Source organism: Erwinia sp. INIA01 (assembly GCF_025947915.1).
GTDB lineage: Bacteria > Pseudomonadota > Gammaproteobacteria > Enterobacterales > Enterobacteriaceae > Erwinia > Erwinia coffeiphila.
The window spans coordinates 21,980-45,914 of the sequence record NZ_JAPDNC010000004.1; the positions used below are offsets into that span (position 1 = coordinate 21,980).

At 56.9% G+C, this 23,935-nt stretch carries 23 protein-coding genes; 18 read left to right on the top strand and 5 right to left on the bottom strand.

The genetic code is table 11. The features are described from left to right. Positions 1-67: 67 nt before the first annotated feature. Positions 68-727, top strand: a complete 660-nt coding sequence (locus OMR58_RS08140; protein ID WP_200562883.1) for a carbonic anhydrase — start codon at positions 68-70, stop codon at positions 725-727. Between the two features lie 28 nt (positions 728-755). Next, positions 756-1,226, top strand: coding sequence for a cyanase (gene cynS / locus OMR58_RS08145; RefSeq protein ID WP_200562880.1), 471 nt, complete (start codon positions 756-758; stop codon positions 1,224-1,226). A gap of 219 nt (positions 1,227-1,445) precedes the next feature. On the opposite strand, the gene pckA is transcribed toward cynS, so the two are convergent. After that, a complete protein-coding gene (gene pckA / locus OMR58_RS08150) occupies positions 1,446-3,074 on the bottom strand; it encodes a phosphoenolpyruvate carboxykinase (ATP) (protein WP_264545668.1) in 1,629 nt (542 codons plus the stop codon). A gap of 156 nt (positions 3,075-3,230) precedes the next feature. On the opposite strand from pckA, the gene OMR58_RS08155 reads away from it, so the two are divergent. From OMR58_RS08155 to OMR58_RS08180, 6 genes are all read left to right on the top strand, one after another. Beyond that, positions 3,231-4,121 (top strand): LysR substrate-binding domain-containing protein, encoded by an 891-nt coding sequence (locus tag OMR58_RS08155; protein WP_200546644.1) that lies wholly within the window; start codon positions 3,231-3,233, stop codon positions 4,119-4,121. 120 nt (positions 4,122-4,241) lie between these two features. Further along, positions 4,242-4,544, top strand: coding sequence for a putative quinol monooxygenase (locus OMR58_RS08160; RefSeq protein ID WP_264545669.1), 303 nt, complete (start codon positions 4,242-4,244; stop codon positions 4,542-4,544). A 288-nt stretch (positions 4,545-4,832) separates the two neighbouring features. Beyond that, complete coding sequence (locus OMR58_RS08165) at positions 4,833-6,416, top strand: PTS sugar transporter subunit IIA (protein ID WP_264545670.1); 1,584 nt, start codon at positions 4,833-4,835, stop codon at positions 6,414-6,416. Between the two features lie 22 nt (positions 6,417-6,438). Then, on the top strand, positions 6,439-7,458 hold the full coding sequence (locus tag OMR58_RS08170; RefSeq protein WP_264545671.1) for a PTS fructose transporter subunit IIC: 1,020 nt from the start codon (positions 6,439-6,441) through the stop codon (positions 7,456-7,458). Position 7,459: 1 nt separating this feature from the next. Beyond that, positions 7,460-8,311, top strand: a complete 852-nt coding sequence (locus OMR58_RS08175; RefSeq protein WP_264545672.1) for a helix-turn-helix transcriptional regulator — start codon at positions 7,460-7,462, stop codon at positions 8,309-8,311. Next, entirely contained in the window at positions 8,308-8,697 is a 390-nt protein-coding gene (locus OMR58_RS08180) for a fructose PTS transporter subunit IIB (protein WP_105592705.1), read from the top strand. Before OMR58_RS08175 ends, OMR58_RS08180 begins: the two co-directional genes overlap by 4 nt. Positions 8,698-8,780: 83 nt before the next feature. Here the strand turns inward: OMR58_RS08180 and tkt are convergent, their stop codons facing one another. Both tkt and OMR58_RS08190 read right to left on the bottom strand, forming a co-directional pair. Further along, a complete protein-coding gene (gene tkt, locus OMR58_RS08185; RefSeq protein WP_264545673.1) occupies positions 8,781-10,775 on the bottom strand; it encodes a transketolase in 1,995 nt (664 codons plus the stop codon). Beyond that, positions 10,776-11,441, bottom strand: coding sequence for an HAD-IA family hydrolase (locus tag OMR58_RS08190; protein ID WP_264545674.1), 666 nt, complete (start codon positions 11,439-11,441; stop codon positions 10,776-10,778). A 330-nt stretch (positions 11,442-11,771) separates the two neighbouring features. On the opposite strand from OMR58_RS08190, the gene ptsP reads away from it, so the two are divergent. The 6 genes from ptsP to OMR58_RS08220 all read left to right on the top strand — a co-directional run bounded on the left by ptsP (position 11,772) and on the right by OMR58_RS08220 (position 18,673). Further along, positions 11,772-14,282, top strand: coding sequence for a phosphoenolpyruvate--protein phosphotransferase (gene ptsP, locus OMR58_RS08195; protein WP_264545675.1), 2,511 nt, complete (start codon positions 11,772-11,774; stop codon positions 14,280-14,282). A gap of 60 nt (positions 14,283-14,342) precedes the next feature. Then, positions 14,343-14,663, top strand: a complete 321-nt coding sequence (locus tag OMR58_RS08200; protein ID WP_200562860.1) for a PTS fructose transporter subunit IIB — start codon at positions 14,343-14,345, stop codon at positions 14,661-14,663. Positions 14,664-14,832: 169 nt separating this feature from the next. Continuing rightward, entirely contained in the window at positions 14,833-15,936 is a 1,104-nt protein-coding gene (locus tag OMR58_RS08205; protein WP_264545676.1) for a PTS fructose transporter subunit IIC, read from the top strand. A gap of 9 nt (positions 15,937-15,945) precedes the next feature. Further along, a complete protein-coding gene (locus tag OMR58_RS08210) occupies positions 15,946-17,199 on the top strand; it encodes a class II D-tagatose-bisphosphate aldolase non-catalytic subunit (protein WP_264545677.1) in 1,254 nt (417 codons plus the stop codon). Positions 17,200-17,282: 83 nt separating this feature from the next. Beyond that, the gene (gene tal / locus OMR58_RS08215; RefSeq protein ID WP_264545678.1) at positions 17,283-18,233 is read left to right on the top strand and encodes a transaldolase; all 951 of its coding nucleotides are present in this window, start codon (positions 17,283-17,285) and stop codon (positions 18,231-18,233) included. Between the two features lie 104 nt (positions 18,234-18,337). Next, entirely contained in the window at positions 18,338-18,673 is a 336-nt protein-coding gene (locus OMR58_RS08220) for a gamma-glutamylcyclotransferase family protein (RefSeq protein ID WP_264545679.1), read from the top strand. A 13-nt stretch (positions 18,674-18,686) separates the two neighbouring features. Here the strand turns inward: OMR58_RS08220 and OMR58_RS08225 are convergent, their stop codons facing one another. Next, positions 18,687-19,469 (bottom strand): SDR family NAD(P)-dependent oxidoreductase, encoded by a 783-nt coding sequence (locus tag OMR58_RS08225; RefSeq protein ID WP_264545680.1) that lies wholly within the window; start codon positions 19,467-19,469, stop codon positions 18,687-18,689. 214 nt (positions 19,470-19,683) lie between these two features. Between OMR58_RS08225 and OMR58_RS08230 the strand changes: the two genes are divergently transcribed. Continuing rightward, positions 19,684-20,244, top strand: coding sequence for a TetR/AcrR family transcriptional regulator (locus OMR58_RS08230; RefSeq protein WP_264545681.1), 561 nt, complete (start codon positions 19,684-19,686; stop codon positions 20,242-20,244). A gap of 19 nt (positions 20,245-20,263) precedes the next feature. Here the strand turns inward: OMR58_RS08230 and OMR58_RS08235 are convergent, their stop codons facing one another. Next, positions 20,264-20,842, bottom strand: coding sequence for a TetR/AcrR family transcriptional regulator (locus tag OMR58_RS08235; protein WP_264545682.1), 579 nt, complete (start codon positions 20,840-20,842; stop codon positions 20,264-20,266). Positions 20,843-21,016: 174 nt separating this feature from the next. Between OMR58_RS08235 and OMR58_RS08240 the strand changes: the two genes are divergently transcribed. The 3 genes from OMR58_RS08240 to OMR58_RS08250 are packed head-to-tail and all read left to right on the top strand — an operon-like array spanning position 21,017 to position 23,880. Next, complete coding sequence (locus OMR58_RS08240; RefSeq protein ID WP_264545683.1) at positions 21,017-22,096, top strand: sugar phosphate isomerase/epimerase family protein; 1,080 nt, start codon at positions 21,017-21,019, stop codon at positions 22,094-22,096. Beyond that, positions 22,089-22,958: an alpha/beta fold hydrolase gene (locus OMR58_RS08245; RefSeq protein WP_264545684.1), complete on the top strand. Its 870-nt coding sequence runs from the start codon at positions 22,089-22,091 to the stop codon at positions 22,956-22,958. The genes OMR58_RS08240 and OMR58_RS08245 overlap by 8 nt, the downstream gene beginning before the upstream one ends. Next, a complete protein-coding gene (locus OMR58_RS08250) occupies positions 22,945-23,880 on the top strand; it encodes an alpha/beta hydrolase (RefSeq protein WP_264545685.1) in 936 nt (311 codons plus the stop codon). Before OMR58_RS08245 ends, OMR58_RS08250 begins: the two co-directional genes overlap by 14 nt. Positions 23,881-23,935: the final 55 nt, after the last annotated feature.

Sequence of the window (23,935 nt, forward strand, 5' to 3'; positions counted from 1 at the left end):
GACTTTTACCTTATACCACGCTCTGTTTAATCTCTGCCTCACACCCAGTGACATTGAGGCAACGTCCATGAAAGAGATCATTGAAGGTTTTCTTAAGTTTCAAAAAAACGCCTTTCCCGAGCGTGTAAAGCTGTTCAAGAACCTTGCTAACCAGCAAAGTCCCCGGGCACTGTTTATCTCCTGCTCTGACAGTCGGCTGGTGCCTGAACTGGTTACTCAGCGCGAGCCGGGCGATCTATTCGTCATCCGCAACGCCGGTAACATTGTGCCATCCTATGGCCCCGAACCCGGCGGTGTTTCAGCCTCCGTGGAATACGCAGTAGCCGCACTTCAGGTCAACGATATCGTGATCTGCGGCCACTCTGACTGCGGCGCAATGACGGCCATTGCCACCTGCAAATGCCTGGATCATATGCCCGCAGTCTCAAGCTGGCTGCGTTACGCAGACTCAGCCCGGGTGGTAAATGAGGCCCGCCAGCATGCCGACCAGCCGACCAAAGTCGCATCCATGGTTCGCGAGAACGTCATCGCGCAGTTGGCTAACATTCAGACTCACCCTTCTGTACGCCTTGCGCTGGAAGAAGGCCGCGTGACCCTGCACGGCTGGATCTATGACATTGAGAGTGGGCGTATCGACGCCTTTGACAGCCGCAGCGGCACCTTCATGCCTCTCGCAGATAACCCTGACATTCAGGCCGTTTCCCCACAAACCAGGCGCGTTGCCTGAACACCATATTTATCAAGGAGATGAAAGTATGATCCAGACTCAAGTAACCCAGACCGCTCGCCAGATTCTTACCGAAACCATTATTCTGGCTAAAGCCCGCAAAGACCTTTCCTTTGCCGAGATTGTAGACGGGACGGGTTTGTCCGAAGCCTTTGTCACTGCGGCGCTGCTTGGTCAGCACCCGCTACCCTCCAGCGCTGCGGAAGTCGTTGGTCAGAAACTGGGGCTTAGTGCTGATGAAGTCACTTTACTGCAGTCGATGCCAGTTCGCGGAAGTTTTGCGGATGGGATACCGACAGATCCGACAATTTATCGTTTTTACGAAATGATGTCGGTTTACGGTACGACTCTTAAGGCACTGGTTCACGAGAAGTTCGGCGACGGCATTATCAGCGCCATCAACTTTAAACTGGACATCAAGAAGGTCGAAGATCCGGACGGAGGCCACCGCGCCGTTATCACCCTGGATGGCAAGTACCTGCCTACAAAACCGTTTTAACCTCACAGTGAACAGCCAGGAATGATGGCTGTTGTAAGCCCACGGTAACCGATCTGGCCGATTTGCTTCTCGGCCAGTCGATATAAAAGCATGAAGTGGACAACGTATCGTCCTTGGCAGAAAGCAGCCTGCTGTAAAAATGAAAACGCTGCCCGGTGGTTTACACACGGGGCAGCGTAGAGTCTGTCAGGCATCAACCTCTTACAAACGACTCAAAGTTCAGCCCTGTTCCAGGCGTGGCCCTGCCAGGGCAATACGTGCACCGGCTTCATTATCACTGTACTGTTTGAAGTTGCTGATAAACAGCTGCGCCAGTTTCTCTGCGGCTTCCTGCCACTGCGCCGGAGAGGCCCAGGCGTTACGCGGATCGAGGGTGGCGGCATCCACACCGGCAATCTCCTGAGGGATGGCGAGGCCAAATATCGGCAGCGCTTCCTCGCGCAGTGCGCCCGTTTCCCCTTCCAGGATGGCGTTAACGATCTGGCGCGTATCCTTCAGCGACAGGCGCTGACCCGCGCCGTTCCAGCCGGTATTCACCAGCCAGACTTCCGCACCGCTCTGCGCAACCTTCTCCTGCAGCACATCGGCGTACTGCGTTGGGTGCAGCAACAGGAAAGCCGCGCCGTAGCAGGCCGAGAAGGTCGGCGTTGGGGCGGTAATACCGCGCTCGGTTCCCGCAAGCTTCGAGGTGAAGCCGGACAGGAAATGGTACTGCATCTGTTCCGGCGTCAGGCGCGAAACCGGCGGCAGCACCCCGAATCCATCCGCCGCCAGGAAGATAATGCGTGAAGGATGACCGGCGCGGGAAACCGGCTGCACGATATTCTCAATATGCGACAGCGGATAGGAGACACGGGTGTTCTCGGTTTTGCTGCCGTCGGCATAATCCACGCTGCCGTCGTCCCTGACCACCACGTTTTCCAGCAGCGCGTTACGGCGGATGGCACCATAAATTTCCGGTTCGGACTCCGCCTTCAGATTGATGGTTTTGGCATAGCAGCCGCCTTCAAAGTTGAATACGCCGTCAGCATCCCAGCCGTGCTCATCATCGCCAATCAGCTGGCGGCGCGGATCGGTCGAAAGCGTAGTTTTACCGGTGCCGGAGAGGCCAAAGAACAGCGCCACGTCGCCCTTTTCACCCCGGTTTGCTGAACAGTGCATCGAAGCGATCCCCTTCAGCGGCAGCAGGTAGTTCATCACTGAGAACATGCCTTTCTTCATCTCGCCGCCGTACCAGGTTCCACCAATCAGCTGGATATTTTCCGTCAGGTTAAAGGCAACGAAGTTCTCGGAGTTAAGCCCCTGCTCCTGCCATTGCGGATTAACGCATCCCGCGCCGTTAATCACCGTGAAGTCCGGGGTAAAGTCTGCCAGCTCCTCGTCGGTGGGGGCGATAAACATGTTTTTGACAAAGTGCGCCTGCCACGCCACTTCCGTCACAAAGCGCACCGCCAGGCGGGTATCGGTACTGGCACCGCACCAGGCATCAACGATGTACAGCGCTTTCTCCGACAGGTAGTCGGCAACCCGCGTTTTCAGGTGAGCCCACACGTCAGCGGACATCGGTTTGTTATCGTTACGGCCCGTACCGGCATCAGACCACCACAGGGTATGACGGGTCACGTCGTCGCGGACGATGTACTTGTCGCGTGGGGAACGGCCGGTGAACTCGCCGGTATCCACCGTCACTGCGCCAGACGCCGTCAGCGTACCGCGAGCAGGCCCCTCAAGGTCGGCAGCGGTTTCATGTTCGAAGAGCAATTCGTAATTCGGGTTATAGATCACCTCGCGAACATCATTGATGCCAAGGCTTGAGAGATGTTGCATGACAGATTGAATGGCGCTCATAGAATACCCTGACTCATTGGATGAATGGCGAGGTGGCAATAGCCGACCTCATGATGCAGCGGATAGTAACACCGGCTTTGTGATGCAGAAATTGCATTTAAATCATCCGTCATGTAAAAATTGCATAGCGATGGGGGCTGAAATCGGAGCAGAGAAGTGCTAAGTAATCTCGAAGTGAAATGGCTTTATGATGTGATTGCGCTGGAGGAGTGCCGCAGCTTTACCCTTGCGGCCGAGAAACGAAATATTTCCCAATCCTCCTTCAGCAGAAGAATTCAGTCACTGGAGTCCAACCTGGGTTTCAGCGTCTTCAACCGCAATGTGAATCCCCCCCAGTTAACGCCGCAGGGCAGAATATTCGTCGGCTATGCCAGGAATATGCTCGACGATATGGACTTCCAGATTAGCCGCATCAAGGGCGAGGATAAGCTGAAGCAGAGCATCCGCATTGATGCCGCCCCGTCGCTTTCGGTTCTGCTGCTACCCGATCTGTTAGCCGAATACCGCGACAGCCCGGATAAGGTGTTCTTCGTTGAATCGATCAACGTCAACGATGCGGTGTTTAATCTGAAAGAGGGGAAAAGTGATTTTATCCTGTCGTTTTATAACGAAGAGCTGATGAATTACCCGTTTATCAATCATAAAATCTTCGATTCGTCTCTGCACCTGGTCTCGCCCTGCGACCCTGACGGCAAACCGTTATTCTCAATAAACGATAGTCCGCTGCCGCTGGTCAAATATGCTAATGACAGCTACATGGGGCGTCAGGTCAATCAGGTCATCGATCGCATACCGAACACCACCTTTCTGCTGACTTTTGTTTCCTCGATGAGTGAGCTGCTGAAAAGGATGATCCTGAAGGGCGACGCCGTTGGCTGGCTGCCTGATTACTCGATTCAGCGTGAGCTGGAAGAGAAGAGACTCGCGATTATGGACCCAGGCCTTACCCTGAAGATTTCAGCGTATGTTTATCGCTCCGGCGCGCGTTTGAATCTGACGGCAGAGCGCTTCTGGCGCTATATGAAGGAGCGAAATACGGAGGGTTAAGGGAACTATTGGGCTGCCGTGTGGTTTATCTCAAGGCATCACTATCTGGTGTTGAATCGGAAGATTAAACATGTTACCAGATTTACATAATCCACTATCCATCCCTGCCAGGAGGCCCAAATGCTAAAAGTGATCGCTGAAGACTTTATTAAACCCGAACACATCGACACCGTGCTGCCGCTGTACCGCGAGCTGGTTGCCGCCACGAAAAAAGAACCGCTGTGTATCGCTTACGATCTGTTTATCGATGAGAAAGATCCGGGGCACTTTATCTTTATCGAAGAGTGGCCGGACCGTGCGGCGCTGGATGTACACTGTGCCACTGAGCATTTTCAGCGGCTGGTCCCTGCTATCAATCAGTATCAGCGGCAGGACGGGCGGATTGTTCTGATGGATGCCGTGGTGAGCCCGGCGGCAAAATAATAACCCTCTTCACGGGTGATATTTCCCATCTCGAGATGTCACCTTCTTTAATTTTGTGACCAGCCTCACAAACCACTACGACCGCGAAAGTGAAACAATCCCTTCTACAATCAACACGCTAACAAATCATGCCTGTTGCAATAAATATGATAAAAGTCACAAAATAACAATCAGTCCACTATTTTCAAGCAAAGGTCACTTTTTTGCTATGTCATCGCCGTAGTGAACAGGGAAAGATAGCAAACCTGTTCTGCAAATTTTGCTCTGCGCACACGCTCAGGAGTCGGCATGGCGGTTTCAATCACCTGGTTATGCGAACTTAATGAAGGGATTCATGCCCGACCCGCTGGCTATATCGCCCGGCTGTGCAACCTGTTTCAGGCCGCTATCGACTGGGAAAACACCCGCACCGGGCTACGGGCGAATGCAAAAAGCGCCCTCTCGCTGATTGCCAGCGACACGTTGCTCAACGATGAATGCCGGCTCACGCTGGACGGTGAGGATGAGCAGCAGGCTGCGGCCCAGCTGCGCGCGCTGCTGGCGGATCTTCCGGCGTTCAGCATGCAGCCCGAACCGGTCGTCAGCCAGGGCTACCTGCCCCGCTGCCTGCGCGAGCTGAACCCGCAGGTGATTCAGGGTACCCGTATTCATCCGGGAGCCGCCATTGCCCGGCCGCGGGTGATGCAGAGCCTGACCTTCGCCGACATTATCGATCGCACTCCCCGGCATACCGACGGGGTCGCAAGCGAAACGGCACGCTTTCGCGCCGGGATAGCGTCGCTGCGCGGGGAGAAACAGCGCGCTCTGAGTCAAACCCGGGGTATTGAGCACGATCTGATTGCGGCACACCTCACGCTGATTGACGACGGTGAGTTTCAGGATGCAACGATCGGGTATCTTAACGACGGGATGAATGCCTGGTCGGCCATCGTCCGGGTGTCGCAGGACGTTTGCCAGCATCTTGAGCAATCGTCCAGCCGCTACCTGCAGGAGCGCACGCTGGATGTGCTCGACATCGCCACGCAGCTGATCGGCGCGGCCTATGGTGAACGGGCGCTGAACAGAAGCCCGCTGCTGCTCACTGAACCGGCGATTGTTTTCGCCAGCTATCTGACCCCCAGCCTTTTGCTGGCGCTGGACAGAAACCGGCTGGCGGGTCTGGTGCTGTCATCTACCGGCAAAACCTCGCACACGGCGATACTGGCCCGATCGCTGGATATTCCCACCCTCGCCGATGTTGACTTTGCGCCGCTGACGCTGGATGCCGGGCAGCCAGTCGTCATCGACGCTGAATCCGGCATGCTTATCACCCATCCGGATGAGAACGTGCTGCGCTACTACCGCCATGAAATCGCCGTTCAGCAGGCGATGCAGCAGCGGCTGCGGATCAGCGGCGCGATAAATAAAGACCAGGCCAGCGCGATGGAAAAACCGCTGCTGAAGGTGGAGACGATCCTGTGGGGGATGGACGCCCGCAATAAAAACGAGGCGATCAAAATGATGGTGGATAATCTGTGGCTACAGCAGCGCACCGACGCGCGGGATAAACTCTGCGATGATATCTGGGCACGGGAAGTACCGTTTCCCACCGTCGTCGGCTCGGGTTTTGCCATCCCCCACGCGCAAACCGATTATATCCATCACTCTACCCTCAGCGTGGCAACGCTCCGGCAGCCGATTGCCTGGGGCGGCGTGCTGGTGGACACGCTGTTTATGCTGACCATTAGTAAAGACGCGCAGAATAACGCGCATATGAAGCACTTCTCCACCCTGGCGCGCATGCTAATGAACGATGAATTTGTCAGCCGAATTAAGCAGGCGAAAGGTCCGCAGGCGCTGTATACGCTGATATCCCGCACGCTGGCCTGCTGAGCACCCACCCGACGAGGCTGACATGATAAAAATATTAAAAAATACCAAACGGCATTTTATGACCGGGGTGTCGTATATGGTGCCGTTTGTGGTGGCCGGAGGGGTGCTGCTGGCGCTGGCGGTAATGTTCAATGAAAAGGCCGCAGTGCCCGACCACGGCTTTCTGAAGGCGATGTCGCAAATCGGCCTTGCCGGTCTGACCCTGTTTATTCCGATGCTGTCGGGGTTTATTGCATGGTCGATGGTGGATAAGCCGGGGCTGGCTCCCGGTGCGATAGGCGGGCTGATGGCTTACCAGATGGGGGCCGGATTTTTAGGCGGCATGCTCTCCGGGATTATTGCCGGGCTGGTGGTCTGGCTGCTGCTTGGTCTGATTGCCCGGCTGCGCATCCCCAATTTTCTGCGCATGGTGCTGCCGATATTTATTATCCCGCTGCTCGGCACCTTCCTCACCGGCATGGCGGTTTACTACATTATTGGCGATCCGATCGCCGGGCTGATGAAGTGGCTGAGCGCCTGGCTGGGCAATATGCAGGGCACGTCGTTTATCATTCTCGGCACCGTTCTGGGCTGCATGATCGCCGTTGATATGGGCGGCCCGATGAACAAAACCGCCTTTTTCTTTGCCGTAGCGCTGATCTCCACCAATCCGCAGCTGATGGCCGCCGTTGCCGCCGCCGACTGCACGCCGCCGCTGGGACTGGCGCTGGCGACCTTTCTGTTTAAAGACATTTTTAATGATGTGGAGCGCGAAGCCGGGAAGCCTGCGGTGATCATGGGTTTTATGGGCATTACTGAAGGCGCGATCCCCTTCGCGGCGGCCGATCCGGTCAGGGTAATCCCGGCGATTATGTTTGGCAGCGCGGTGGCGGCCATCCTCTCTCTGTGGTTCGGTGCCACCAATGCCGCGCCGTGGGGCGGGCTGATCGTCTTACCGGTAGTCGGCAACCATTTTGGCTATATCGTTTCGGTGATCGCCGGAACCGTCGCCACCGCCGTGGCGGTGAAGGTTCTGAAAACCGTTATCAAACCTCGGGCATAATATGGGCACTTTTATTCAGTCTATCCTCAGCGAATTCAGCGGCCAGGGCGCGATAAACGACAGCGTGCTGGTGGCAAACGGTAACGCGAATCCACCGGCGATGGCCTACTATCTGCACGTGCCGCGCATTGAGCTGACGGTAAAGGGCGCGCTCAGCATGCTGTTGCCCAAAGGGGCGGACCGTATCGTGAAGTATGAGCGCCCGGTCGGCACTATCACCTATATTCCCGCCAACAGCTGGAACTCACCGCAGTGGGAAAGCCCGGTGATCTGCATGTCGATCGTGTTCTGGAAACAGGATGTTGGCTTCAGCATCAGCAACTGGGACGGCACACAGTTTAAGGAAGTGGAGAAGTACAACCTGCAAAACTCCAGCAGTACGGTCCGCGACCGGCTGCTCGATCTGGCCGAATCGCTGGCGTGGTCGCAGGATACAACCGGCGAGACCTTTGCCCACGTGGTCTACGCGCTGATTAACGATCTGCTGTATCAAATCACCGATGGCCTGATTAACCAGCGGCCCTTCACGCTGCTGGATGAAATTAAGAGCCATATCGACAGCCACTACCATACGGACATTAGCCGGGAAAGCGTCGCCGAGACGTTTAATATTTCCCCCGGCTATCTGTCGCGTCTGTTTTCCAGGGAGTCAGACGTGAAGTTTAATGAATATCTCAAGCTGGCGCGCATCACGCGATCGAAGGCGCTGCTGACCAGTACCAATCTGAAAATCAACGAGCTTTCAGAGCAGTGCGGTTTCACCGATACCAACTATTTCTGCAAGGTATTTCGCGATACTAACGACTGTACGCCGCTGGAATACCGCCGCAAAAATAAGGGAGCAGGCTTATGACTATCCGGACAGGAAGAGAAGAGATCCAGCCGTTCTCCAGCGAACGCAATCTGCATGTGGTGGCGGTGACCGCCTGCGCCACCGGCGTGGCGCACACCTACATGGCAGCGGAACAGCTGGAGAAACTGGCCAGGCAGTATCGCTTTGCGATAAAAATCGAGACGCAGGGCGTGCTGGGGCTGAAGAATAAAATCACCAGCGAGGATATTTTCGCCTCGGAGCTGACCATCATCGCCTCCGATATCACCATCGATAATCCCCTGCGCTTTGACGGCTGCCGTATTCTGAACGTCTGCATTAATTCGCTGCTGCTCAAGCCGGGTGAGGTGATTGGCGCGATGCGCAAGTCGCTGAATCTGCCAAGAGGGAATGTGATCGACCTGTAGCCGATCGAGCAGGTACAGGCTGGTGGGATCGCCGGTCACTCGCCGTTGAACAGGCCCCTCGTTAGATAAAGGGGCCGTCAGCATCAGGCCAGCAGTGCCCTGGCCTGTTGCAGTATCGCTTCCAGGGTGATGCCAAATTCCTGATAAAGCTGTTCCGCCGGGGCGGATTCACCGAAGCCGTGCATGCCGATGACCGCGCCGTTCAGGCCAACATATTTAAACCAGTAGTCGGCAATTCCCGCTTCCACCGCGATACGTGCGGAAACCGCCTGCGGCAGCACCGACTCGCGATACGCCGCATCCTGCCGATCGAAACAATCGGTAGACGGCATCGACACCACTCGCACCTTCACGCCCTGCGCCGTCAACGCCTGCCACGCGGCTACCGCCAGCCCGACTTCCGAACCGGTGGCGATAACAACCAGCTGCGGCTGGCCCGCACAGTCCTTCAGAACATAGCCACCGCGTGCGATGTCCCGCACCTGCTGCTGCGTCCGCTCCTGCTGTGCCAGGTTTTGCCGGGAGAAAATCAGCGCGGTGGGGCCATCCTGCCGCTCGACGGCGAACTTCCACGCCACCGCCGATTCCACCTGGTCGCAGGGGCGCCAGTTACTCAGGTTTGGCGTCAGGCGCAGCGAGGCCAGCTGCTCGACCGGCTGATGGGTCGGGCCATCCTCGCCCAGCCCGATGGAATCATGGGTATAAACCAGCACCTGCCGCTGCTTCATCAGCGCCGCCATCCGCACCGCGTTGCGGGCATATTCTACAAACATCAGGAAAGTAGAGGTGTACGGCAGGAAGCCGCCGTGCAGAGCGATGCCGTTACTGATGGCGGTCATGCCGAACTCGCGCACGCCGTAGTGAATGTAGTTGCCGTCGCCGTGCTGATTAATGGCTTTCGACCCCGACCACAGGGTGAGGTTTGACGGAGCCAGATCCGCCGATCCGCCGAGAAACTCCGGCAGCCACGGGCCAAAGGCTTCGATGGCATTCTGCGACGCTTTACGGCTGGCAATATTGGCCGGATTATTTTGCAGCTGCTCGATCCATGCCTGCGCCTTCGCGGCAAACTCAGCGGGCAGCTGGCCGTTCACCCGGCGGCGGTATTCCGCAGCCAGTTCCGGGAAGGCGCTGGCGTAGGCGTCAAATGCCTCGTTCCACGCCGCCTCCTTCGCCAGGCCGGACTTTCGGGCATCCCACAGCGCGGCGATCTCGTCCGGGATCTCAAACGGCGGCCAGTTCCAGCCCAGTGCTTCTCGCGTTGCCGCCACTTCGGCTTCGCCCAGCGGTGCACCGTGCACATCGTGCGTCCCCGCCTTGTGCGGTGAACCCGATCCGATCACCGTTTTGCAGATAATCAACGTCGGCAGGGAGCTAATGGACTTCGCGACATCAATCGCCGCGCGGATAGCATCCGGGTCGTGTCCATCCACCCCGCGCACCACGTGCCAGCCGTAGGCCTCAAAGCGCCTGGCGGTATCGTCGGTGAACCAGCCCTCAACGTGGCCATCAATCGAGATACCGTTATCGTCATAGAAGGCCACCAGCTTGCCGAGTTTCAGCGTACCGGCCAGCGAACACACCTCGTGCGAAATCCCCTCCATCAGACAGCCATCGCCCATAAAAACGTAGGTGAAATGTTCAACGATCGCGTGGCCTGGGCGATTAAACTGCGCCGCAAGGGTTTTTTCGGCAATCGCCATGCCCACCGCGTTGGCCAGCCCCTGCCCTAATGGCCCGGTGGTGGTTTCCACGCCCGGGGTATAGCCCAGCTCCGGGTGACCCGGGGTTTTCGAATGCAGCTGGCGGAAGTTTTTCAGTTCCTCCATCGGCAGATCGTAGCCGGTGAGGTGCAGCAGGCTGTAAAGCAGCATCGATCCGTGGCCGTTGGAGAGAACAAAACGGTCGCGGTTGCTCCACGTTGGGTTATTCGGGTTGTGGTTCAAAAAATCCCGCCACAGGACTTCGGCGATATCCGCCATGCCCATTGGCGCACCGGGGTGACCGGAGTTCGCCCGCTGAACAGCGTCAACGCTCAGCATGCGGATGGCATTCGCCAGGGTTTTTCGTGATGACATTTAACACTCCCTCTGAATAGTCAGGAAAAATTCTGTCTCGCCCTTCTGCGTCACGCTCAGGCCAGCATAGCGATTGATGGTTTGCCAGGAATCAATGTCGTGAACCACCGACTGGCGGGTGAGGACTTCAACCACCACGCACCCTGCCCCGCTGGCAGAAAGCAGACCGGCAGTGGAGTCTTCGAAAGCGATACAGCGGGCGGGAGAAACATCAAGCCGGGCGGCACCAATCAGGAACGGTTCAGGACGGGGCTTGCCCTGCTGAATGTCTTCGCTGGTCACCAGCACCGGCGGCATGGGGAAACCAGCCTGCCTGATGCGCGCCGACGCGACTTTCAGCGACCCCGAGGTGACGATGGCCCAGGGCACCCGGTTCCGCTCCAGCTGCCGGAGAAAATCCACGGCACCGTTGACGGCGGTAATGCCGTCGGTATGGCTCGCCTCATAGTCTTCCAGCGCAAGAAATTCGTCCTGGATGGTCTGTTCGCTGGCGCCTGGCATAAAGTGGCGCAGGGTGCTCAGCGCCGGTTTGCCATGCAGGTAATGGCAGACCGTGCGCGGGTCCAGCCCTTTTTGCCTGGCCCACAAACTCCAGGAGGCCTCAACGAAATCCAGCGAATTCACCAGCGTGCCGTCTAAATCCAGTAATACCCCACGAAAATGCATCGTTCTTTCCACATAAAAATAAAAGAGTGGGTTTATTCTGTACGCCATTCACCCCGCCATTAAATAGTAGAAAAGGTACTTAATTAGCAAATATGTCATCACGGCGCGATGATAAATAAAAACGTGACGATTATCACAAGCGGCTTAGCGCGAATTAATTTTATGATTGCGATCACAAAATAATTAACCTGCTTTTTTATTCAAGCAAAGGTCACTTTTTTTCTATTCAAACACGGTCATGAACGGTGAAGGATATAAAACATGAAATGCAGAGCCGTATATCTGCCAACAAAATAAACCTGCTTTTGCAAAGCTTTATCGGGAGCGATGATGTCAGAGATAATAGCGTACCAGTGTGAACTGAATGAAGGCATTCACGCCCGGCCTGCAGGGCACATCGAACGACTGTGTAATACATTTCAATCCGACGTGTGCTGGAAGAATATTCGTAGCGGCATTCAGGGTAATGGGAAAAGCGCTCTCTCGGTGGTGGCTACCGACACATTATTCAACGACGCCTGCGAAATATCGCTCAGCGGGAAAGATGCGGCTGAAGCCGCACAGCAGCTGCGGGCGCTGCTGAAAAAGCTGCCCTCTTTCGAGGTCAGTCAGGCGGAGGAAGCCACGGCGCCAGCGGGCTATCTGCCGCGATCCCTGCGGGAAACCCGGCTCGACTTTATTCAGGGTTCACGCATCAGCGGCGGCGTGGCGATTGCGAAGCCGGTGCGCATACAGAGCCTGTCTTTAAACGAAATGCTGGCGCGTAATCCCGGCGGAGAATATTCAGCAGAACAGCAACAGCGTATTTTCCTGGCGGGCCTGACGGCACTGAAGGATGAGAAACTTACCGCACTGGAAATTAAGACCGGCGTTGAGCATGATATTTTACAGGCGCATTTATCGATCGTGACCGATGCGATCTTCCAAAGCCAGATTACCACCGCCATTGCAAACGGCGAGAATACGTGGAATGCCGTCATTAAATCGGCGATGGAATTTTGTGAAATTCTTAACCGTTCAGCGAGCAAATATATTAAAGAGAGAACACTTGACGTTCTCGATATTACCGGACAGCTGCTTACCGCTATTTATGGCACGGGTGCACTGCCGCAAAACAGCCTGGAATTAACCCAGCCGTCGATTATTCTGGCAAACAGTCTGACACCGAGCCAGTTCCTCGGCATCAATAAACAGTACCTTGCCGGCATGGTCCTGTCGGCCACCGGTAAAACCTCGCACACCGCGATCCTCGCGCGTTCGCTCGGCATCCCGACCCTGACGGATATTGATTTTACGGCCCTGGCGCTGGATGCGAACACGGACATCATTATCGACGGTAACCCGGGGATTTTGATTACCGCACCGGACGAGCAGGTCCTGCGCTATTACCGTCATGAAATCACCGTCCAGCAGCAGATGCAGCAGCAGATGATGGCGGGCGTGATGCAACCGGCGACGACCTGCGATAACCATAGCGTGGAAATCGCCGCCAATATTGCCAGCGTGGCGGAAGCCGAAGCGGCATTCAACAACGGCGCGGAAGGCATCGGCCTGTTCCGTACCGAAATGTCGTTTATGGACCGAGAAACGCCGCCGGACTACCGCGAGCTGGCGGATCTTTATGGTCAGGTCATGGCGCTGGCAGATGGCAGGCCGGTTATCTTCCGCACCTTCGATATCGGCGGCGATAAACCGGTGGACTATCTGGATACCGGCGAGGAGGAAAACCCGTTTCTCGGCTTCCGCGCCGTGCGCACCTATCCGCGCTATCGCGACCTCTTTGCCATGCAGCTGAGGGCCATCCTCAGCGCCTCGGCGCTCGGCGAGGCGAAGATCATGATCCCGATGATTGCCAGCGTCGATGAAGTTATCTGGTGCCGCGAGGTGCTCGAAGAGGTCAAAAGCGCAATGCGCGATGAAGCACTGCCGTTTAACGGGGCCATCTCGCTGGGCGTGATGCTGGAAATCCCCTCGGTTCTCTTCGCCATTGGCGAAATTGCCGAATACGCCGATTTCTTTAGCGTCGGCAGCAACGATCTGACGCAGTACTTTTTTGCCGCCGACCGTGGCAATTCGCAGGTTGAATCGGTGTACGACAATTATGCCCCGTCCTTCCTGCGCGCCCTGAAGTTTGCCGTCGATGAGGTGCACCGCGCGGGCAAGTGGATCGGTATCTGCGGTGAGCTGGGTGCCAGCAACGATTTCCTGCCGCTGCTGGTCGGAATGGGCTTTGACGAACTGAGCATGAGCGGCACCGCCATCCCGGGGGTTAAGCACACGCTGCGCGAGCTGGATTTCACCAAATGCCAGCGGCTGGTGCAGGAGATCGTCAGCGTAAAACGTTCCGCCGGGGTGAAAAGCGCCCTGCGCTCGCCGGAGGTCAGGGCAATAAGCAAAATGCCGCTCCTCGCGCCGGAATTTATCCTTTGTGCTCTGGATGCCGGTGATAAGAACGAAGCGATCAAGATGATGACAGACAATCTCTGGCTGCATCACCGTACCGATAATCGCGATCGGTTAACCGATGATATCTGGGCGCGGGAAGACTCTTTTTCCACCGCCGTGGGCTATGGCTTCGCCATTCCGCACACCAAATCGGACCATATTCAGCACTCCACTATCAGTATGGCCACCCTTGCGAAGCCCATTACGTGGGGCGATCAGCAGGTTGAAACCGTATTTATGCTGACGGTGAGTAAATCCGCCGATCCTAACGAGCATATGAAATATTTCTCAACGCTTGCCAGAAAGCTAATGAAAGAGGATTTCCGCAATGAAATAAAACAGGCCGAAAACGTGACCGTACTCTACAACCTGATGGCCAGCACGCTGGCTATATAAAAACAGAATAACCGTCAGTCCTATTTTAAAAATCAGCCAATAAAAAATCAGGAGTTCATTATGAAAATTGTCGGCGTTGCAGCATGTATTACCGGAGTTGCCCATACCTATATGGCGCAGGAAGCGATTGAGCAGGAGTGTAAAAAAAGAGGTTATGACGTCAAGGTGGAAACCCAGGGCGGCATGGGCATTGAAAATGAATTAAGTGACGATGATATTGCCGATGCCGACGTGGTGATTCTGGCAATTGCTATCGGTATTGAGGGCGTTGAGCGCTTTGAAGAAAAAGAAGACGAGGGTCGGGTTATTTCCCTCAACCCGGCCGAAGTGGTGCGCGATCCGGCTGCGATTATTGATAAAGCGGTAAGCCTGGTGAATTAAACAACGCGCCGGTGCGTTTTATTTCGACGGCCGTCACCGGAATATTAAAAACGTTAATTACATGTCTGCGAATCCTGCAATTTTAAATAGCGCGCACGGGCGCACGGGTATCGCTGCGTTCAAAAATCTCAGCAGCCAATAAAAAATAGCGGATTCGGGAGGATAAAAAATGTCGGAAAATATCAAAGTCATTAAAGATGATTTAGTCAAAGCGTTCAGTACCGGGGTGTCCTACATGATGCCGGTGGTGGTGGTCGGCGGGATCTGCCTGGCGCTGTCGCTGGTAGGTGGCGAACCGGTCGTCGGCAAAGGGATGGTGGTGACTAACCCGTTCTTACTTAATCTGGGCGCTATCGGCAGTGCCGGGCTGGGGATGATGATCCCGGTGCTGGCGGCCTATATCTCCTACTCAATCGCCGGTAAACCGGGGCTGACGCCGGGCTTTATCACCGGCTTTATGGCCAGCACGCCGCTGGGTGCAGACCACGTGGTGACCGGTTTCCTGGGGGCAATGCTGCTCGGCATCCTCAGCGGCTACGTCGCCAAATGGATTAAAACCTGGAAGGTTGGCAAGGCGTTAATGCCGGTGATGCCCATTATGATCATCCCCATCGCCTCCACCTGTATTGTCGGCATGCTCTATCTATACGTACTGATTGGGCCAATCGGCTTTGCGATGAAATGGCTGGTTTCCATGCTGTCGAATATGCAGGGAAGCAGCGGCGTTATTCTCGGCCTGATTCTGGGTGCGATGGCAGCCTTTGATATGGGTGGCCCGGTCAATAAAACCGCCACGGCCTTTACCCTCGCCTTAATGGCCGAAGGTATTTATGGCCCGAACGGAGCATATCGTATTGCCTGCGCTATTCCACCGCTGGGTATTGCCCTCTCAACCTTTATTTCCCAGCGTAAATGGGCGGAAGATGAAAGAAGAATGGGCACCTCTGCCGCCTTTATGGGATTAATCGGTATTACCGAGGGTGCCATTCCGTTTGCCGTTAAGAACCTCAAAACCGTGTTGCCGTCAATTATTATCGGCAGCGCCGTCGGTGCCGGTCTGGCAATGATTCACGGCGTTGAATCCATGGTTCCCCACGGCGGATTAATTGCCATCGCGGGCGTGAATAAGGCCCCGATGTGGTACGTCATCGATATGGCCATCGGTGTGATTGTAACCGCCATCTGCCTGCATATTCTGCGACCGAATATTACCGAGCCGGTAAAAAAATCATCGACTAAAAAACCCATCACTTCTGATATGAATAAAGCCTGAGGAGTTATTATGAAAAACACAATGAAACAGTACGTTGATTATATTGTTAACGGTGGCAAATCTACCATGCTGGGAATTGGCCCCATGTCTCCGGCATTAATTCAGGCCTGTTTTGAACTGGGAAAAGAAAAAGATCTACCGCTGATGTTTATTGCCAGCCGTAACCAGGTCGATGCCGATGAATTCGGTGCCGGTTACGTGAATAACTGGGATCAGTTCCGCTTTGCCGCTGACCTGAAAGCGATGGCGGATAAAGTCGGTTTTGACGGCGATTACTTCCTCTGCCGCGACCACGGCGGCCCGTGGCAGCGCGATAAAGAACGTAAAGACCATATCCCTGAAGACGAAGCGATGAAGCTGGCCCGCCGCTCCTATCAGATTGATATGGATGCCGGTTTCGACCTGCTGCATATCGACCCGACCAAAGATCCGTACGTTGTCGGTAAAGCGATTGATATCGAACTGGTTCTGAGCCGCACCGTTGAGCTGATCCGCTTCTGCGAAGATTACCGCAAAGCCAACAGCATGAAAGAGTTCTTCTACGAGGTCGGTACCGAAGAGACCAACGGCGGCCTGACCGACGTCAGTGCCTATGAAGAGTTTATTATCGAGCTGAACAAGCGCCTGGCGGCCGAATCGCTGCCGCAGCCGCTGTTTATCGTCGGTCAGACCGGAACCCTGACCCGCCTGACCAAGAACGTCGGTCATTTCAACGATAAGCAGTCCGCTGAACTGTCCGCCATCAGCACCCGTCACGGCGTAGGCCTTAAAGAGCACAACGGCGACTATCTGCCGGATGAGATCCTGCTGAAGCACCCGGGCCTGGGGATCACCGCGATGAACGTGGCCCCGGCTTACGGCACCATTGAAACCCGCGCCTACCTGAAGCTGGCGCAGGTGGAAAAAGATCTGGCTGCGAAAGGCTTTATCAAAACCGCGTCCGATCTGAAAACCGTGCTGACCCGCGAGTGCGTGCTGAGCCACAAGTGGGAAAAATGGATGACCGATGAGCACAAAAACAAGTCCGAAGAGCAGATCTTTAATGAGCCGGATCTGCTGAAAGAGATCCTTGAACTCAGCGGACACTACAACTACGAAAAACCGGCGGTAGTGAAAGAGATGAAGGCGATGTTTGCCAACCTGAAATCGTTTGGCGTGGAGCCTGAGCGTTACGTGGTCAATAAAATCAAGGATATGATTCAGAATGAAGCCGAGTGCTTCAATATGCCAGGCCTGACCACCCGCGTCGCGCAGGCTAACTGATCGCCCTGCCAGCCCCACCACAGGGAGCGGCTCCGTGCCGTTCCCCGTGCATTCAATTCTACTTCTCATTACAGGTCACGATTATGAATCAGCTTGAACAACTAAAGCAGCACACGACGATTGTTGCCGACAGCGGGGATATTGACAGCATTCTGGCGTATCAGCCGGAAGATGCGACCACCAACCCGTCGCTCATCTACAAGGCCGCGCAGCTTCCGCAGTATCAGGCGCTGATTACGAAAGCCGTCGCGGCGGTGAAGTCCCGCCAGGCGGGAAAACCGATAAAAGCGTCAGACATTGCCGACACGCTGGCCGTCAGTATCGGCGCACTGATCCTGAAAAGCGTGCCGGGGCGCATTTCCACCGAGGTGGATGCCCGCCTCTCCTTCGATACCGCAGCCAGTATTGCCAAAGCGCGGGAAATCATTGCCCTGTATGAAGCGAAAGGCATTGGCAAAGAACGGGTGTTGATTAAGCTTGCCGCCACCTGGCAGGGGATACGTGCCGCCGAAACACTGGAAAAAGAAGGCATCCAGTGCAACCTGACGCTGCTGTTCTCATTTGCCCAGGCCAGAGCCTGCGCCGATGCCGGTGTGTTCCTGATTTCACCGTTTGTCGGCCGCATTTACGACTGGTACAAGAAAAACAATCCCGGCACCGCCTGGACCGTCGACAACGATCCGGGCGTGGAGTCGGTGCAAACTATTTATCGCTTCTATAAACAGCACGGTTACCACACGGTCGTGATGGGTGCCAGCTTCCGCACGCCGGAACAGGTGCTGGCGCTGAACGGCTGCGATCGTCTGACCGTGTCTCCGGCGCTGCTGGCACAGCTACAGCAAAGCCAGGGGCCGGTGCCCGCGCCGCTGAACTATGCGGGCGAAGTACTGGCTAAGCCTGTGGCCATGACCGAAGCGGAATTCTACTGGGCGCATAATCAGGACGCGATGGCGGTGGAAAAACTGGCCGAAGGGATTCGCCTGTTTGCCGTCGACCAGAACAGTCTGGAGACGTTGCTGGCGCAGTATCTGTAGGAGGGTGCCTGCGTGACGAAGGGTTTGCCAGCCGCCGGATTAGGCCGTATGTTGAAAGCTGTTCTTTACCCGGCGGGTAATCCCTTTTTCAATGTTGAGGCAAGATGGAATCGTTGTTTGTCTACGGCACGCTGCGCCCGGGCCATTCGAATGCGCATATTATGGAAAACATCGGTGGCGAATGGCTGGCAGGCCACGTTACCGGGACCTTTTACGAGCGGGGCTGGGGCGCGGCGGCGGATTTCCCCGGCATTGTACTGCACAGCGATGGCGCGCAGGTGAACGGCTACCTGTTTTTATCCGACAATTTGCAGGCGCACTGGCCGATGCTGGATGAATTCGAAGATGGCTATGACCGGGTGACGGTTGACGTCACCACGGTTGATGGCCTGCAGGTGAGCGCCTGGATTTATCAGCTACAGCCGAGGTCCGGGCTGTAGCAGTAAGCACTGGTCAGGCAGATTGATACCTCTCCGCCACCTTCGCCTGATTAATATCGGCAATCAACGCCTGCCGCGCCGCATCCAGGCTGCTCCAGCTTGATGCACTCTGCACTGGCGGAATGGTGATCGTTTCCCGGCGGTCAAAGCCCACCAGCGCGGCGTCGACCAGATCGCCCGCTTCCATCATTTGCGGCAGGGTGTTGATATCAATCCCCGCACGATCCCAGATTTCGGTGTAAGTACCGGCAGGCAGCACCGCCTGTACGTATACGCCTTTATCCGCCAGTTCAACATTCAGCCCCTGGGACAGGAACAGCACGAAGGCTTTCGTTGCGCCGTAGACCGACATGCCGAATTCTGGTGCCAGCCCTACGACCGAGCTGATGTTGACGATAGCGCCCTCCCCGGCCTGCACGAAACGTGGCGTGACCGCGTTAGCCAGCCGCGTCAGTGCGGTAACGTTCAGCGCGATTAGGCGCTCAATCGAATCGGCCGTCTGCCCGGCAAATGCCCCCGACTGGGCGATACCGGCATTGTTGATCAGAATGCCAATTTTCGTATCGTCGCGCAGGCGCGCTTCTACCGTGGCGACGTCATCCGACTGGGTAAGATCGGCGGGCAGAATATCCACGGCAACGCCGTATTCCTGATGCAAACGTTCGGCCAGTGCGGCCAGCTTTGCTTTATCACGCGCGACCAGCACCAGGTCGTGCCCGCGTTGGGCAAAGCGCTGCGCATAAACTGCGCCAATACCGGTTGAGGCACCTGTAATCAGAACGGAAGGTTTGGACATCTGCGTGTTTCCTCTGTGAATGATTGAATGAGTCGTGCTGCCCATATTGCTCTCTGCCTGCCGTACCCGGTTAGCTCGGAAGATCCCGCTGACGGCAACAACGCGACGTGGAATTAATGATGACGATCATAATCTAAACAGTCAACATTTTTTGATTATGGTCATCATCAATGTATAATTGCGGCAGAAATTTCGCTCAGAGGAGCCAGCAGCAATGAAAGTGTCGAAAGAACAGGTACGCGAAAATCGCCAGCATATTGTCGAAACGGCCTCGGCGCTGTTTCGCGAGCGCGGCTTCGACGGGGTTGGCGTGGCGGAGCTGATGTCTGCGGCGGGCTTCACTCACGGCGGGTTCTATAAGCACTTTGCTTCCAAGGCGGATCTGATGGCGGAAGCGGTGAGCTGCGGCTTTGTGCAGGCGGCGGGTATGTCAGGCGGCACCACCCGGGAAGAATTTGTTGAGCGCTATCTTTCCCGCCAGCATCGCGATGCGATGGGGTCAGGCTGTGTGATGTCGGCGCTCAGCACCGACACGGCGCGCCAGCCCGAGTCGGTGAAGGCCATATTTGCCGCCGGTATTGAAAAGAATCTGGCCAGGCTCTCGGGTGAAGAAGGGGAAAAAGGCGCAAAGCGTGCCGATCTGATCGACACCCTCGCGCATCTGGTGGGTGCGATGGTGCTGTCCCGCGCCTGCCCGGATGATTCCGCGCTGGCCGATGAAATTCTGGCCGTTTGTCGGGCGCGAATTCTTGCAGAGGGCAATGACCAGGGTTAAGCCATCAGCGGCTTAACCGTCAGAGCACCGCCAGCGAGGCGTTAACCACCTCGATCAAGACGCCCGCCGGAACGCCGTCCCGCGCCTGTACCGACAGGCCGTGCAGCACCAGCGCAAAATAGTTACCCAGCAGGTCAGGGTTGGCATCGCTCTTCAGCTGCCCGGCCTCCGCCGCCTGGCGGAAGCGGTTAATAATCGATTCCGTACGCAGGCGGCGCTGTTCTGCCATCCACTGCTGCAACGGCTGATTTTCATCGCTGAGCGCACCGGCGGCGGAAACCACCATACAGCCTGCTGGCGCAAGGGGCCGGGTATAGAGCGCGATGGCATCCATTAACATTCGCTTGATCGCGAGAGCGATCTCGCCCTCTTCCAGCGCCCGTGCGGCAAAAACGCCTTCGTGTTCCGCATAGTGCGCCACCGCCTCGCGGAACAGCTGTTCCTTTGAACCAAACGCTTTGTAAATGCGGGCGGAGGCAATTCCCAGCGCCGCCACCAGATCGGACATCGAGGTGCCCTCAAAGCCGTGACGCCAGAATAAATCCCGCGCCTGAATCAGGGCGGCTTCACGATCGAATTCTCTGGGTCTTCCGGCCATAGCGGTTCTCTTTTCTCGGATGATACGTTCAGGATCTGGCAGCAAGAATATCACATTAAATCAGCCACCTTCTGCCCTGATGACTGAGCACTACGTGCTGCCTGAAGAAAAACGCCTTGTGGCCGTTTCGTCAGACCTCTATTGTTTGTCAATCGACAAACAATAGAGGTTCATATGCAAACGATCAAGGGTCCCAGCCTGCACCTGGCACAGTTCAGTGATGATGTTTTTCCGTTTAACAGTCTTGAGGCGATTGCCGGATGGGCAGCGGAGAACGGCTTCCGCGCTCTGCAAATCCCGGCCTGGGATAAGCGACTGTTTGACGTCAATCTGGCGGCGGAAAACCAGCAGTACTGCGATGAGATCACCGACATGCTGGCGCGGTACGGGCTGGTTATCAGCGAGCTGACCACGCATATTTTCGGCCAGCTGATGGCGGTACACCCGTCCTACGATGCGCTGTGCGACAGCTTTGCGCCGCCGCACCTGCACGGCAAACCGGAAGCCCGCACCGCATGGGCAAAACAGCAGCTGCTGGCGGCGGTCAGCGCCTCTTCCCGTCTTGGGCTGACCGAGATGGGCACCTTTTCCGGCTCGCTGGCCTGGCCCTACGTGTTCCCCTTCCCCCAGCGCCCGGCCGGGCTGGTGGAAACCGCCTTTGACGAGCTGGCCCGCCGCTGGCTGCCGATCCTTGATGCCTGCGAGGAGCAGGGTGTGAACCTGTGTTATGAAATTCATCCGGGCGAGGATCTGCACGACGGCATCTCATTTGAGATGTTCTTACAGCGCACCGGCCATCATCCGCGCTGTAAAATCCTGTTCGATCCCAGCCACTTCGTCCTGCAACAGCTGAATTACCTCGATTTTCTGGATATCTACCGCGACCACATCGGCATGTTCCACGTTAAAGACGCCGAGTTTAATCCCACCGGGCGTCAGGGCATGTACGGCGGCTACCAGTCGTGGGCGGATCGCGCCGGGCGTTTTCGCTCAACGGGAGACGGTCAGGTCGACTTCAGGGCGATATTCTCCCGCCTGACTCAGAACGGTTACGCCGGATGGGCGGCGCTGGAATGGGAGTGCTGCCTGAAGAATAAGGACGATGGTGCACGCGAGGGGGCGGCGTTTATCCGCGACCATATTATTCCGGTCACCGATAAAATTTTCGATGATTTCGCGGCGGCCCCGGTCAGCCAGAGTCAGATAGACCGCCTGTTAGGCATCACTACCACGGAGGCTGAACACCATGGCTAACCCAACCCGGCACCATCACTATCTGCGCGTTAACGGAAGCCGTCTGCACTGCGTCACTCAGGGCCACGGCCCGGCGGTCCTGCTGATCCCCGGCTGGCCGCAGACGTGGTACACGTGGCGGCACGTAATGGAGCATCTGGCCCGCGCGGGCTATACCGCCGTAGCGGTCGATCCGCCCGGCACCGGCGAGTCGGACGCACCAACCGGTGGTTTTGATACCGGGAATATCGCCGCGCAGCTGGTTGACGCGATGTCCCAGCTCGGCCACCAGCGCTTTCCGGTTATCGGCCATGATATTGGCATGTGGGTGGGCTACGCCATGGGCGCAGATTTCCCGCAGCGCGTACATTCGCTGCTGCTGACCGAAGCGGTGATCCCCGGTCTGGCCCCCGCGCCGGAGATTTTTGTCAGCCCGCAGGAGAATATCTTCCTCTGGCACTTTATGTTCAACCAGCTGAGCGGCCTGCCGGAGGCGCTGATTGCGGGGCGCGAACGGCTGTATCTCAGCTATATGTTCGATAAATGGTCATGGCGGCGGGAACGCGTGGCGGCGGAAGTCTATATCGATGCCTACAGCGTGCCGGGGAAACTGGAGGCCGGGTTTAACTACTATCGCGCCATCCCGGAGACCATCCGTCAGAATCAGCAGCGGGCCACCACGCCGCTGAGTATGCCGGTGCTGGCTATCGGTGCCGAGCACGCCACGCGGGATGCCCCGGCGGAGACGATGAAAAAAGTCGCCCCCGATTTACGCAGCGCGATAGTCAGCGACTGCGGACATTTTATTACCGAAGAGTGCCCGGATGAATTCTGTACGCTGATCGCGGCGTTTTTACAGGAGAAAGGCTATGCCGCTCGATAGCGCAACGCAGCGCTGGCTGGCCGCCGCGCCCGCTTTCAGCGCCGCCGTGCCGCTGGCGGTAATACGGTCGACCACCGACGCAGGATTGATCGCCGGTCAGCAGCCCGTAGCCGGGGAAATTCGCGACTGGCAGGCGTTAAGCATAGAAGCGGAGGATGGCTGGCCGATCTCGGTAAGAATGTATTTTCCGGCCGGGGCAGAAGACGGTGAGGCACATCCGGCTTTGGTGTATGCCCCCGGCGGCGGCTGGTGCCTGGGCGGTCTGGATGCCTGGAATACTCCGTGCCAGCAGCTGGCCGACGCCACCGACAGCGTGGTGTTCTCCGTTGGCTATCGCCTGGCCCCGGAGCACCCGTTCCCGGTGCCGTTAAGCGATTATTATGCCGCGCTTTGTGCCATCGCCGACCGGGCGGATTCGCTGGGCATCGACCCGCAGCGCATCGCGGTTGGCGGCGACAGCGCGGGCGGCAACCTGGCCGCGGCGGCCTGCCTGCTGGCGCGAAATCGCCAGGGGCCGTTGATTGCCCGCCAGCTGCTGCTGTACCCGGCGCTGGATGCGGCGATGCAGTCGGCTTCCTGGCAGCAGTTCGGCGAGGGCTTTGGCCTGACGCGGTCGGTGATGGAATACTGCTGGGAGCGCTATTTGCCCGACGCCCGCGAGCAGCAGAATCCGCTGGCCAGCCCGTCTGCGGCAGCGTCGCTGCACGGCCTGCCGGACACGCTGCTGCTGAGCTGTGAATGCGATCCGCTGCGGGATGAGGCGGAAGAGTACGCCCGCAGACTGGCGCGGGATGGGAACAGAGTGCGGCTCGTACGGCTGGCGGGGACGGTCCATGGCGCGATGCATATGACCGCCGTCACGCCCGCCGCGCGGCGGGTATTTGAACAATGCGCAGCGCTGTGGGATAAGCCTGCAACTTAACGCCGCCGGATCTTCCCGTTGAGCGCGTTCCCGCGCCTGCCGCAATGGTCAGGCG

Bases quoted from the DNA above. Each gene is read 5' to 3' on its own strand.
- OMR58_RS08140 (WP_200562883.1), top strand. From the start codon at position 68: ATGAAAGAGATCATTGAAGGTTTTCTTAAGTTTCAAAAAAACGCCTTT.
- cynS (WP_200562880.1), top strand. From the start codon at position 756: ATGATCCAGACTCAAGTAACCCAGACCGCTCGCCAGATTCTTACCGAA.
- pckA (WP_264545668.1), bottom strand. From the start codon at position 3,074: ATGAGCGCCATTCAATCTGTCATGCAACATCTCTCAAGCCTTGGCATC.
- OMR58_RS08160 (WP_264545669.1), top strand. From the start codon at position 4,242: ATGCTAAAAGTGATCGCTGAAGACTTTATTAAACCCGAACACATCGAC.
- OMR58_RS08165 (WP_264545670.1), top strand. From the start codon at position 4,833: ATGGCGGTTTCAATCACCTGGTTATGCGAACTTAATGAAGGGATTCAT.
- OMR58_RS08170 (WP_264545671.1), top strand. From the start codon at position 6,439: ATGATAAAAATATTAAAAAATACCAAACGGCATTTTATGACCGGGGTG.
- OMR58_RS08175 (WP_264545672.1), top strand. From the start codon at position 7,460: ATGGGCACTTTTATTCAGTCTATCCTCAGCGAATTCAGCGGCCAGGGC.
- OMR58_RS08180 (WP_105592705.1), top strand. From the start codon at position 8,308: ATGACTATCCGGACAGGAAGAGAAGAGATCCAGCCGTTCTCCAGCGAA.
- tkt (WP_264545673.1), bottom strand. From the start codon at position 10,775: ATGTCATCACGAAAAACCCTGGCGAATGCCATCCGCATGCTGAGCGTT.
- OMR58_RS08190 (WP_264545674.1), bottom strand. From the start codon at position 11,441: ATGCATTTTCGTGGGGTATTACTGGATTTAGACGGCACGCTGGTGAAT.
- ptsP (WP_264545675.1), top strand. From the start codon at position 11,772: ATGTCAGAGATAATAGCGTACCAGTGTGAACTGAATGAAGGCATTCAC.
- OMR58_RS08200 (WP_200562860.1), top strand. From the start codon at position 14,343: ATGAAAATTGTCGGCGTTGCAGCATGTATTACCGGAGTTGCCCATACC.
- OMR58_RS08205 (WP_264545676.1), top strand. From the start codon at position 14,833: ATGTCGGAAAATATCAAAGTCATTAAAGATGATTTAGTCAAAGCGTTC.
- OMR58_RS08210 (WP_264545677.1), top strand. From the start codon at position 15,946: ATGAAAAACACAATGAAACAGTACGTTGATTATATTGTTAACGGTGGC.
- tal (WP_264545678.1), top strand. From the start codon at position 17,283: ATGAATCAGCTTGAACAACTAAAGCAGCACACGACGATTGTTGCCGAC.
- OMR58_RS08220 (WP_264545679.1), top strand. From the start codon at position 18,338: ATGGAATCGTTGTTTGTCTACGGCACGCTGCGCCCGGGCCATTCGAAT.
- OMR58_RS08225 (WP_264545680.1), bottom strand. From the start codon at position 19,469: ATGTCCAAACCTTCCGTTCTGATTACAGGTGCCTCAACCGGTATTGGC.
- OMR58_RS08230 (WP_264545681.1), top strand. From the start codon at position 19,684: ATGAAAGTGTCGAAAGAACAGGTACGCGAAAATCGCCAGCATATTGTC.
- OMR58_RS08235 (WP_264545682.1), bottom strand. From the start codon at position 20,842: ATGGCCGGAAGACCCAGAGAATTCGATCGTGAAGCCGCCCTGATTCAG.
- OMR58_RS08240 (WP_264545683.1), top strand. From the start codon at position 21,017: ATGCAAACGATCAAGGGTCCCAGCCTGCACCTGGCACAGTTCAGTGAT.
- OMR58_RS08245 (WP_264545684.1), top strand. From the start codon at position 22,089: ATGGCTAACCCAACCCGGCACCATCACTATCTGCGCGTTAACGGAAGC.
- OMR58_RS08250 (WP_264545685.1), top strand. From the start codon at position 22,945: ATGCCGCTCGATAGCGCAACGCAGCGCTGGCTGGCCGCCGCGCCCGCT.